12 protein-coding genes are annotated in these 11,478 nt (G+C 59.9%); 9 read left to right on the top strand and 3 right to left on the bottom strand.

Annotated features, from left to right (window positions below):
* The first annotated feature begins 127 nt into the window (after window positions 1-127).
* The 7 genes from glmM (at window position 128) to hslU (ending at window position 7,274) form a co-directional block, all read left to right on the top strand.
* Window positions 128-1,510, top strand: a complete 1,383-nt coding sequence (glmM, locus tag VI215_01370; GenBank protein ID HEY6190956.1) for a phosphoglucosamine mutase — start codon at window positions 128-130, stop codon at window positions 1,508-1,510.
* Entirely contained in the window at window positions 1,507-1,782 is a 276-nt protein-coding gene (locus tag VI215_01365; GenBank protein ID HEY6190955.1) for a EutN/CcmL family microcompartment protein, read from the top strand. The genes glmM and VI215_01365 overlap by 4 nt, the downstream gene beginning before the upstream one ends.
* Window positions 1,783-1,890: 108 nt before the next feature.
* Window positions 1,891-3,012, top strand: coding sequence for a DNA-processing protein DprA (dprA, locus tag VI215_01360; protein ID HEY6190954.1), 1,122 nt, complete (start codon window positions 1,891-1,893; stop codon window positions 3,010-3,012).
* Between the two features lie 179 nt (window positions 3,013-3,191).
* Window positions 3,192-3,812, top strand: a complete 621-nt coding sequence (locus tag VI215_01355) for a DUF3109 family protein (GenBank protein ID HEY6190953.1) — start codon at window positions 3,192-3,194, stop codon at window positions 3,810-3,812.
* Window positions 3,809-5,275, top strand: coding sequence for an RNA polymerase factor sigma-54 (rpoN, locus tag VI215_01350; protein ID HEY6190952.1), 1,467 nt, complete (start codon window positions 3,809-3,811; stop codon window positions 5,273-5,275). The genes VI215_01355 and rpoN overlap by 4 nt, the downstream gene beginning before the upstream one ends.
* A 19-nt stretch (window positions 5,276-5,294) precedes the next feature.
* On the top strand, window positions 5,295-5,834 hold the full coding sequence (hslV, locus tag VI215_01345) for an ATP-dependent protease subunit HslV (GenBank protein HEY6190951.1): 540 nt from the start codon (window positions 5,295-5,297) through the stop codon (window positions 5,832-5,834).
* 33 nt (window positions 5,835-5,867) lie between these two features.
* Window positions 5,868-7,274 carry an ATP-dependent protease ATPase subunit HslU gene (hslU, locus tag VI215_01340; GenBank protein HEY6190950.1) on the top strand — a complete coding sequence of 469 codons (1,407 nt, stop codon included), beginning with the start codon at window positions 5,868-5,870 and terminating at the stop codon, window positions 7,272-7,274.
* 127 nt (window positions 7,275-7,401) lie between these two features.
* Here the strand turns inward: hslU and VI215_01335 are convergent, their stop codons facing one another.
* Together VI215_01335 and VI215_01330 are read right to left on the bottom strand one after the other, a co-directional pair.
* Complete coding sequence (locus tag VI215_01335) at window positions 7,402-7,725, bottom strand: DUF3467 domain-containing protein (protein HEY6190949.1); 324 nt, start codon at window positions 7,723-7,725, stop codon at window positions 7,402-7,404.
* Between the two features lie 60 nt (window positions 7,726-7,785).
* Window positions 7,786-8,964 carry a tetratricopeptide repeat protein gene (locus VI215_01330; GenBank protein ID HEY6190948.1) on the bottom strand — a complete coding sequence of 393 codons (1,179 nt, stop codon included), beginning with the start codon at window positions 8,962-8,964 and terminating at the stop codon, window positions 7,786-7,788.
* Between the two features lie 273 nt (window positions 8,965-9,237).
* On the opposite strand from VI215_01330, the gene VI215_01325 reads away from it, so the two are divergent.
* Window positions 9,238-9,675 carry an HIT domain-containing protein gene (locus VI215_01325; protein HEY6190947.1) on the top strand — a complete coding sequence of 146 codons (438 nt, stop codon included), beginning with the start codon at window positions 9,238-9,240 and terminating at the stop codon, window positions 9,673-9,675.
* An 18-nt stretch (window positions 9,676-9,693) separates the two neighbouring features.
* Entirely contained in the window at window positions 9,694-11,046 is a 1,353-nt protein-coding gene (gene icd, locus VI215_01320; protein HEY6190946.1) for an NADP-dependent isocitrate dehydrogenase, read from the top strand.
* A gap of 29 nt (window positions 11,047-11,075) precedes the next feature.
* On the opposite strand, the gene VI215_01315 is transcribed toward icd, so the two are convergent.
* Window positions 11,076-11,478: T9SS type A sorting domain-containing protein (locus tag VI215_01315; GenBank protein HEY6190945.1), on the bottom strand; the 403-nt coding region annotated here is incomplete at its 5' end.

Below are 11,478 nucleotides of genomic sequence, written 5' to 3'. Positions count from 1 at the left end.
GTAGGCGCGACCTTCAGGTCGCGTGACGTGATGGCAACGAAACTCAGTCAGGACCAACCCGCCTCTCCAGTTGACTCTCAGACCCATTGTTGCTAAATTGCCTCAGATTTTATCCCTGGCAGGTCTTATGTCCTTAATGGTGAGCATCTCCGGCGTGCGCGGCATCGTCGGAACAAGCCTGACACCGGAGGTGCTTGTGAAGTACGCCCGCGCCTTCGCAGGATACACACGCCGGGGAACAATCGTCCTCGGACGGGATGGGAGGGTGTCCGGCAAATTGCTCGGAAACATCGTGTCGTCCACGCTGCTGGCGGCGGGCTGCGACGTGATCGCTCTCGGAGTGGTGCCCACACCCACAATCGCAATCGCGGTGGAGAAACTCGGAGCCGCGGGAGGGATTTCCCTGACGGCGAGCCATAACCCGATCGAATGGAACGGGCTCAAATTCATGGGCCCGAGCGGCATGTTCCTCGATGCGGCGGAGAGCCGGCTCTTCTGGAACTTCGCCGAGGAGCAGGCGATGCCCTATGCCCGATGGGATGCGCCCGGCGCGCACAGGAGGGATGATTCCTTCATCGAACGCCACATCGATTCGGTCCTCGCACTTCCCTTCTTCGACGCGGAAGCGATTCGCAGGAGAGGGTTCCGGATCGTCGTCGATTCGGTCAACGCGGCCGGGGGTCTGATCGTGCCGCAGCTTCTGCGTCGGCTTGGCTGCACGGTGATCGAGATGAACTGCGACGTCAGCGGCATTTTCAGCCGTATGCCCGAACCGGTCCCTGAAAATCTTACCGGCCTCTGCCGCCGCGTCGTCTCGGAACACGCCGATGCCGGTATCGCCGTCGACCCCGATGTCGACCGGTTGGCGCTCGTCGACGAATCGGGAACTCCCTTCGGAGAGGAATACACCGTCACGGCGGTGGTAAAGTTCGTGCTGGAAAAGCGGAAGAGGGAAAACCCGGGTTCGGCCGCCACGGTCGTGGTGAATTTATCGACCACCCGGGCGGTGGATGACGTGGCGAAGGAATTCGGCGCCACGGTACTCCGCACTCCCGTGGGTGAAATCAACGTCGCCGCGCGGATGAAGGAATCCGGCGCCCTCGTCGGGGGAGAGGGGAGCGGAGGGGTGATCCTTCCCGCCCTCCATTACGGAAGGGACGCCATCGTCGGCATCGGTTTGATCCTTCAGCAGCTTGCCGAATTCGGCGGAACTCTCTCGCAGCTCAGATCCACGCTTCCCCGCTACTCGATGGCAAAGTCGAAGGTGCAGCTCTCCGGCCGGGATGCGGGTGAGGTTCTCCGCGAGTTCGGGAGCCAGTCTTCAAAGAACGGAAATGTCAACAACGAGGATGGAATCAAAATCATGTTTGACGACTCGTGGGTGCATCTGCGGAACTCCAATACGGAACCGGTTGTGCGCATCATCGCGGAGGCGCCGACCTCCGAAGGAGCCGAGGAGTTGACGCGGCGGTATACCGGGCTCCTCCTGGCGACGGGGGTGCGCGCGTGACGCTCTGCAAGGTGATCGGCACAATCGTCTCGACACAGAAGAACGAGCACTTGAAAACCTTCAAAACCCTGATCGTCCAACCGATCGATCTGACCGGGGCTTTTATCGGACGGGACATTCTTGCGCTCGATTCGGTGGATGCGGGGGTGGGGGACACGGTCCTGATCGTGCAGGAAGGCCAGGGGGCCGTGCAGGTCCTGAGGAATAAGAAAGTCCCCGTCCATTCCGTGGTGGTCGCAGTCGTCGACGGGCTTGATGTCGCCCCGCCGTAGGATGTTCGAGGGAAGAAAAACCGCCGGATAAGATCCGGCGCGGTTGCCGGCTCGCCCGGGCCGGCTTGTTCAGTCATCCAGCATAATCATGGCAGCAGGGAGGCAGGCATGATTTCCGCACTCGATTTATTGGCGCTATCCCAGGTCCCCCGGATCGGACCCCGACGCTTGCGTTCGCTCGTTTCACACTTCGGCGGTACGGAGGCCCTCCTCGGGGCTTCCCCGAAACAACTCGCGGCGACGGAAGGAATCAGCCGGCGTCTCGCCTCCTCGATCGCCCTGTTCATCCGGCATGAACGCATGGAAGCCCCCCGGGCGTATGCGGCCGCGCAACTCTCCAGGCTCAACAAAGTGAACGGCCGGATCGTCTCGTTCTGGGAGGAGGGGTATCCGGAATTGCTCAAGGCGATCTACGATCCGCCCCCCTTCTTCTTCGCCTGCGGGGAGTATGCGGCGGCGGACCGGTTCGCCGTCGCGATCGTCGGCACGCGGCTCCCCTCCGCGGAGGGAATTGCCCTCGCAGGGGAATTCGCGGGGGAACTGGCGCGCCGGGGAATCACGATCGTCAGCGGTTTGGCCCGGGGAATCGACACGGCAGCCCACGGGGCGGCGTTGAAGTCGGGAGGGCGGACCATCGCGGCCATCGGCTCGGGCCTTGATGTGATCTATCCGCCCGAAAACAAAGACCTTTTCCGCGGCATCGCGGGCCGGGGTCTCGTGTTGAGCGAATATGCGATGGGATCCAAACCCGACGCCGTGAATTTTCCCCGAAGGAACCGGATTATCAGCGGTCTCTCGCTCGGCACGGTCGTGGTTGAGACCGGTCTCAACGGGGGGGCCATGATTACCGCGAATCTGGCGCTCGATCAGAACCGCGAGGTGTTCGCGGTCCCCGGCGGTCCCCGCAACAAACGATCGCGCGGCTGCAATGCGCTCATCAGGGAGGGGCGCGCCAAACTCGTGGAGTCTGTCGATGACGTCGTGGCGGAGCTGGTGTCGAAACTCCCCTCCGGCCTGATTCGCGGCGTGGCGCGGGGACGAACGACGGAACCCGGATTGACGTTCTTCGAAAAAAGGATCTACGATTTCCTCGGTGCGGATCCCGTTCATATCGACGCGCTGGCGGGACGATCGCGTCTTGCGACTTCCGACGTGCTGGTGAATCTGCTGAGTCTCGAATTCAAGGGCCTGGTCAAACAATTTCCCGGCAAACTCTTCGTAAAGGCGTGATTTCAGGCTTCTCCGGCGGAGGTGTATCCCGTCACAGCATTCATCGGAGCCGAATGCTACATTATGCGGTTGTGCGCGGCGTTCGCGCGCCTTCGGCGGTATGACGGCCGGCGCCGATTCGCCGTTTCCGGGTTCCGAAGGCTTTTCTCTTTGTCAAAACTTTTGTATTTTGAGGGCGTATGTTTGTCGTCGGGGAAGCGGTGATCGATGAAGCAGTTGCACGGGCGCGATTCGCGTGCGACCTGGAGCAGTGCAGAGGTGCGTGTTGCACGCTTCCGGGAGGTCGGGGCGCCCCGCTCATCGACGAGGAGTGCGCGGAGCTCGAGCGCGCCTTTCCGGCTGCCGCAAAGTACCTCTCGGAGGAACATCTGCGGGTGATCCGGCGGGACGGCCTGTTCGAAGGCGTCTCCGGACAATTTTCGACCACCTGCGTGAATGACCGCGATTGCGTCTTCGTTTATTATGAAGGCGACGTCGCCCGCTGTTCTCTTGAAAAAGCCTGGCTGAACGGCGAGAGCGGGTGGCGGAAGCCGGTTTCCTGCCACCTCTTCCCGCTGCGCGTCTCGCGCGGGGCGGCGCAAATTGTGAGATATGAAAAACTGCCCGAATGCTCGCCGGGACGGCGCCTCGGCGAAGCTTCAAACATTCCCCTCTCCACGTTTCTCAAGGATGCCCTGGTACGCCTCTACGGCGAGGTGTGGTATGACGAGTTCCGGGCCGAATGCAGCAGGCGGGCGCTGCCCGGCGCGGTCGCGGAATCCGCGCCCGGGACATCCGGCACGCTCCCCGCGGGGCGATGACGCCGATGCTTAATCTCTCGCAGCGACAGACTCTCCAGCAGAAACTGACCCCGCAGCAGGTCCAGTACCTCCAGCTCCTCCAGCTGCCGGTCCTCGCCCTCGAGCAGCGGATCAAGGCCGAGCTCGAGATGAACCCTCTCCTGGAAGAAGCCGACGAGATGGAATTGGTCCAGGAGGCGGAGGAGCCCAAACTCGAGGAGCCTGTTGACGGAGCCGACGGCGAGGCCGCTGCGGAGCGGGAAAGCCAGACCTCGGACGACGGATATACGTTCGAAGACTTCATGAACGACGATCTTGACGGCCACAAGGCGACCCGCGCCGTCAGGGACGACGAGGAGCGGGATGAGCTTCCGCAGCCGGCGGAGCTCTCGCTGACACAGAGGCTTCGCGATCAGATTCTCATGCTCGACCTCACGCCCGACGAAAACCTCCTTTGCGAGGAAATCATCGGAAATATCGACGAGGACGGGTATCTCAGGCGCGAACTCCGGATGATCGTGGAGGATCTCAACCTCGCCCACCGGCTCTGCATCAGCGATCAGCGCGCGGAGGAGATTCTCCGGATGGTCCAGCGCCTCGACCCTCCCGGTATTGCGGCGAGGAACCTCCAGGAATGCCTCATCGTCCAGCTCGAACTCGGCAACTTCCCCGCCAGGCTCAAGGAGACCGCGATCAGGATCCTCCGCGATTTCTTCGAGGATTTCACGATGAAGCACTACGAGGAGCTCGCGAAGAAATTGAACGTCCACCTCGATGAGCTCAAGCAAGCCCTCGAGCTCATCCAGAAGCTCAACCCCAAACCCGGAGAGGGCCAGTTTACCCCGCAGCAGAATTACGTGATTCCCGATTTTACCGTCGAACGCGACCAGGACGATTTCCTGGTCGCCCTGAACGACCGGAATGTCCCGCCTCTGCGCATCAACAAGCGGTACAAGGAGTTGATGACAAAGAGGCAAAAACACGTCCAGGCGAACGGGGTCAAGGAATTCATTCGCAAGCGGTTCGACGCCGCGAAGTGGTTCATCGCGTCCATCAATCAGCGCCGGGACACGATGATGCGCGTCATGAGAGCCATCATCGAGAGGCAACGGGAATTCTTCGACACCGGCGAAAACCTCAAGCCGATGATCTATAAGGATATCGCCGAAACCATCGGAATGGATATCTCCACGATCAGCCGCGTGGTCAACGGAAAGTACGTCCAGACGGAGTTCGGGGTCTACGAGTTGAGGCATTTCTTCAGCGACAAGCTGACGACACAAACGGGCGAGGAAATCTCGAACAAAGAGGTCAAAAAAACCATCCGCACGATCATCGAAGGGGAGGATTCCAACAGGCCCCTGAGCGATGACCGGATCGCGGAGATGCTCAACGGCCGGGGGCTCAATATTGCGCGCCGGACCGTCGCGAAATACCGCGAGGCGATGAGAATTCCCGTCGCGCGGCTCAGGCGCAAAATCTGATCACAACGGCACGAATCGCATGTCGCACCTCATCCATTCCACGACCGTCATCGGGCTCTCCCGCGGGGGGAAAACCGTCATCGGAGGCGACGGGCAGGTCACCGTCGGCAATGCGGTGATGAAACAGAACGCCCGCAAGGTCAGAAAAATCTACAACGGAACGGTCCTTGCCGGGTTTGCGGGTGCGGCGGCGGACGCGTTCACGCTCTTCGAGCGCTTCGAAGATCAGATGGAAAAATATCACGGAAATCTGCTCCGGGCGGCTGTCGAGCTCGCGAAGAACTGGCGCACGGACAAGTATCTCCGGCAGCTCGAAGCCCTCCTGGCGGTTCTCAACAAGGAGCAGTCGCTGATTATCTCGGGTACCGGCGAGATCGTCGAGCCGGACGACGGCATCGTGGCGATCGGCTCGGGCGGAAATTTCGCGCTCGCCGCCGCGCGGATGCTGGTGCAGCACACCGAACTCCCGGCTTCCCAGATTGTGAAAGAATCGCTTTCCGCGGCGGCCGACATCTGCATTTACACGAACAAACACATCACGATCGAGGAGCTGGAATGACGGGGTTCTCCGGGTCCCGGTATCGGAGGCGCGATGGCTGACCGGGCCGCAAATCGCAAGCAGAAGGAAGCGACCGTGAAGGAGCTGACTCCCCGGGAGATCGTCCGCGAGCTCGACCGGTACATCATCGGACAGCACGCCGCGAAGAAATCCGTGGCGATCGCGATCCGGAACCGGTGGCGCCGCATGCAGACCCCGGAGCCGCTCCGGGAGGAGATCATGCCGAACAATATCATCATGATCGGCCCCACCGGGGTCGGGAAAACGGAGATCGCCCGGCGCCTCGCGAAGCTGAGCAACGCACCGTTCCTGAAGGTCGAGGCGTCTAAATTTACCGAAGTCGGATACGTGGGGCGGGACGTGGAATCGATCGTCCGGGACATCACGGAATACGCCGTCAACATGCTGAAGGAAGAAAAGAACGCGGAAGTCCTGGAGAAGGCGACCCGCATGGCCGAGGAACGGATACTCGACGTGCTGGTGCCGCCCCTCAAACGGCGGCAGCCGGTCGAGGCGCTCGTTCCCCAGGAGGAACCTCCGGAGGGGGAAGACTCGAAGGCCACCCGGGAAAAATTCCGGGAAAAACTGAATGCGGGCGAGCTGGAAAACCGCATGATCGAGGTGGACGTGACCGCCTCACAGCTCCCCTCGATGCAGATCCTCGGGCCCATCAATATCGAAGAGATGGGCATGAATATTCAGGAAATGTTCGGCAACATGATGCCGAAGAGGACGAAGAAGCGAAAGATGACGATCGCGGAAGCCCGGGTGATCGTCATCCAGGAGGAATCCCAGAAGCTGATCGATACGGATCTCATGGTCAAAGAAGCGCTCGACCGGGTCGAGAACACCGGCATCGTCTTCATCGATGAGATCGACAAAATCGCCGGGCCCAAGTCCCAGAGCGCCGGCCCCGATGTCTCCCGGGAAGGGGTGCAGCGGGACCTCCTCCCGATCGTCGAGGGGACAAACGTCACGACGAAGTACGGCATCGTCAAGACGGACCACATCCTGTTCATCGCCTCGGGCGCGTTTCACGTCTCGAAGCCGTCCGATTTGATCCCGGAACTTCAGGGCCGGTTTCCGATACGCGTCGAGCTGAACAGCCTGACCGAAGACGACTTTGTGAAGATCCTGACCTATCCTCAGAACGCGCTGGTCAAGCAGTATTCGGCTCTGCTTCAGACGGAGGGGGTGAAGCTGGAGTTTGCGGAAGACGGAATCCGGGAGATCGCGCGGACAGCCACCGAGGTCAACGAACAGGTTGAGAACATCGGAGCCCGCCGGCTTCATACGATTATGACGACGCTCCTCGAGGAATTTCTCTTCGAGACGCCGGATCAATACGCGGGCAAGACGGTGATGGTGACGAAGGAGATGGTCGAAGACAGGCTGAGCGGGATTGTCAAAAACAAGGATTTGAGCAGGTACATCCTGTAGCGGGTGCTCGCTGTCATCCTGAGCGAAGCGAAGGATCTCGCTTTCTGAGGCGGGAGATTCTTCGCTTCACTTCGTTCCGCTCAGAATGACACCGCTCACCGCGTTCCCTCAGGATGACATACGCTTCTTACCGCGCTTTGTCTCCCGCAGTCGGGGCCTGGAACCCGAACCCCCCCTGGGAGGGCTCTCCCTGAATTTTGATTTCCCCGAAGGTCTTCTCGTACTTCTCGATATTTTCCTTGAGCGCGTTCAGAAGAAGCTTTGCGTGCTGCGGCGTGGTGATGATCCTCGCGTGCACCTTGGCCTTGGGGATTCCGGGAAGGACCCGCGTGAAATCGACGACAAACTCCGCCGGAGAATGCGTTATGATCGCGAGATTGGAATAAATTCCCTCCGCTTCCTTCTCCCCCAGTTCGATGTTGATCTGCTGCTGGGGTCCCTGATTCGTCATGCTGAAATCCTCATGTGGTCCCAATGATGCCCGAGCGGGGAACGCCGCCGGGCGCCGGGGCTACTTGCCCCGGAGTACATCGACTTTCTTGATCGCGGCTTCCGCCTGCTTGAACATCCCCGCATTTCCGTAGGCGGACGCCAGCGCCTCGAGGAAATCGGCGTTGTCGGGCTTCAACGAGACGAGTTTTTCGAGAAGGATCACCGCCTTCTTGAACTTCGGAATGTACGACTTGTCGGTTTCTCCCTTGCCCTTCGATTTTGCCTCCGCCTCCTCCTTCATTTTTGCGCCGAGCTTCATATATGCGACCGATCCGTTTCGCAACGCCTGGTCGTAAGAGCTGTCCGCGGCGACGGCCGCGTCGAAGTGACTGATCGCCTCCTCCATGTTGCCCTGGTCCAGAAGCAACAGGCCCAGGTCGTTCTGGTACACTTTATTCTTCGGGTCCTTGTCCACCGCTTCCTTGATCAGCGGCATGGCGTCCTTCGTCCGTCCCGCCTCGATATAGAGGTTGATCAGCGTCCCCATCATTTCGTCGTCTCCCGGGTTTGCGGCCCGTTGCTCGGTGAGGGCGGTGATCGCCTGGTTGAACCCTTCGGCTGCCTCCGCCGTTTTTCCGTTCTTTTTCGACTCCTCGGCCTTCTGGATGTAGGCGTTGATGAGCGAAGCCGCAAGCGGCGGATCCTTCCTGATCGACAGAGCCTTTTGGAGGGTCGCGATCTCGTCGTCATAGTTGCCCGAGAGGTGCTGCGCAACGGCCATATTCTGGTAGGTGATCACACTGTCGGGATTGACCACAAGCGCCATCTTGTAGGCTGAAATCGATTTTTGAAGGTAGAGATCGGCGCTATCCTTGGCCGCAGGGTCCTTGCGGAGCGTCTGGCTCCGGTTGAAGAAATTGACCCCCTGATTGAGGGTGATCCCCCACACGTACTTTTTGTCCTCGATGATCTTCGGCTCGAACTCCTTGCTCACAGAGAGCGACTGCTTGTAGGCCTCGGCCATTCCCGTATAATTCCCCTTCTCGAGCCGCACCCTGCCGAGAAAGTACCATGCTTCGCCGTTCGCGGGATTCTTCTCGACTTCCTTCATGAACGAAGAGTCGGCTTTGTCCAGATTTTTTTGACTGTACGCCAGTTTTGCGGTCGTCATCTCCGATGATCCGCATTGAAATCCGGTCACTGTCAGATACAGTGCGAGCGCCGCGCAAGCCGCGGGAATGAGCCAAGCCCGTTTCATGGTTACTCCAAAGAGTTGAGGGTCGGTAAGGGTTCTTGAATTGGTGTGAATATACGTAACCCATCCATAAGAATCAAGAAAACAGGGGAGCTGGCGGCGCCTCAATTTTGACGGATCTGTCATCCTGAGCGGAACGGAGTGGAGCGAAGGATCTCCCCATGAGAATCGTCGAGATCCTTCGCTTCGCTCAGGATGACAAACTAGGGCACAACCGCAGAGCTCGTTGACTTTCGGCGGAAATTTTGGTATATACCCGTACTGTTAGAGACCTCTATGACCGAGTGTGAGTTTTGCAGAATCATCCGGGGAGAGACCGCCGCCGAAGTCCTCTTTAAGAGCGCACACGCCCTCGCAATTCTTGACATCAATCCGATTCATTACGGGCACGTCCTGGTGATGCCGTTGCGCCACTACGCCACGTTCCTCGAGGTGCCCGGCGACGAGCTCTCCGGTTTGATCAACGCGGTGAAGACGGTTTCCCAGGCGGTCGTCCGGTCGTTGCGCCCTCCCGGGTTCAACATATTTTCGAATAACGGCAAGGCGGCGGGACAATCGGTCTTTCATTTCCACTTCCATATCACACCACGGTACGACGATGACAACATTCGCTTTGTCCTCACGCTTAAGAAATACGGCGGGGATGATATGCTCCAGTATGCAAACCGCATCCGCACCGCCATTCAGACCGACCCGATCCATGAGCTTCTTTAACCGGGAGGCAACGGCCCGATGACTCTCTCGCCTCCCGCCGGCGGAAGCCGGATCACAGTCCAGAACGGCCGGCTGTCGGTTCCCGATCGTCCGGTCATCCCGTTCATAGAAGGGGATGGCACGGGCCCCGACATCTGGCGCGCTTCCCAAAAAGTCCTCGACGGCGCGGTTGAGCGCGCCTACGGGGGGCGCAGGAGCATTGCATGGATGGAGGTTTATGCCGGTGAAAAAGCGTTCAAGCTCTTCAACTCGTGGCTTCCGGACGAGACCGTTACGGCCTTCCAACAATATATCGTGGGGATCAAGGGACCGCTGACCACTCCGGTGGGGGGCGGTATACGGTCCCTCAACGTCGCCCTGCGCCAGATGCTCGATTTGTACGTCTGCCTGCGCCCTGTCCGTTACTTCGAGGGCGTCCCCTCCCCTGTGAAGCGTCCGGAGGCGGTGGACATGGTCATCTTCCGCGAGAATACGGAAGATATCTACGCGGGGATCGAATTCGCGGCCGGGACGCCCGAATCGGGAAAAATCCTTGATTTTTTCGCGAAGGAATTTCCTGATGCCTTCAAGAAGATCCGTTTCGGGACACCGAAGGGGGTCGCCAGTTGGATGGAGATTGCGGGCGTGCACACCGAGGGCGACGGGCGGGTGCAGGTCGGGGTCGGATTAAAACCGGTTTCGCCGCAGGGTTCGTCGCGCCTGATCCGGGCGGCGATCAAGTACGCTCTCGAACAGAAGCGGCGGTCGGTGACATTCGTCCACAAGGGGAACATCATGAAATTCACCGAGGGCGCGTTCCGCGACTGGGGATACGAGGTTGCCGAGCGTGAATTCGGGCGGCAGGTTTACGCCTGGACAGAGTGGGAACGGACGAAGAAGGAAAAAGGTGAGGCGGCGGCGAATGCCGAGCAAAAAGCCGCCCTCGCGTCGGGGAAACTCCTCGTCAAGGACGCCATCGCCGATATCACTCTCCAGCAGGTTCTCACGCGGCCGGAAGAATTCGACGTGATCGCCACACTCAACCTGAACGGCGACTACCTGAGCGACGCTCTCGCGGCGCAGGTGGGAGGGATCGGGATCGCGCCCGGAGGCAACATCAACTATGTCACGGGCCACGCGGTCTTTGAAGCCACGCACGGCACTGCTCCAAAGTACGCAGGCCTCGATAAGGTGAACCCCGGCTCGGTAATTCTTAGCGGGGAAATGATGCTGCGCTACCTCGGCTGGGGGGAGGCGGCTGACCTGATCATGAAGGGGCTGGAGAAGACGATCAAGTCGAAAGTGGTGACCTACGATTTCGCCCGGTTAATGACCGGCGCCCGGGAAGTGAAATGCTCTGAGTTCGGAGAAGCGATCGTGGCAAACATGTAGGGCCGGGTCGGGTCTGCCGGCCCCGGACCCTATCTGAGGAGGAGCATTTTTCTCACCCCTTCAAAACCTTCACCCGTTTTGTCCCCCCCTGCCGGTTCGGCAATCAGCCTGTAGAGATAGACCCCGCTGGAGAGCATGCTTGCGTCGAATTCGGCCTGCTGTCTTCCCATTCCCATGCTCTGCCTGCTCAGGAGTGTCGCCACCTCGCGTCCCCCGATATCGTACACCTTCAGCGTGACGACGGAGGGATGGGCGAGCACGAACGGGAAAACGGTTTTTGGGTTGAAGGGGTTCGGATAATTCTGCCCGAGAGAATATTGAACGGGCTTCGTCTCCTGTTCAGCTATTCTCACGCTGACGCTCGATTGCGGCCCCGGGATTGTGGCGCTTCCGCTTCCCCGCATCCCGATCACACGGCCGTCAACGAGGAGA

This window comes from Bacteroidota bacterium (genome assembly GCA_036522515.1).
GTDB lineage: Bacteria > Bacteroidota > Ignavibacteria > UBA10030 > SZUA-254 > VBOC01.
Note: the sequence above shows the minus strand (reverse complement) of the source record. Positions and strands in the feature narration are given on the sequence as shown.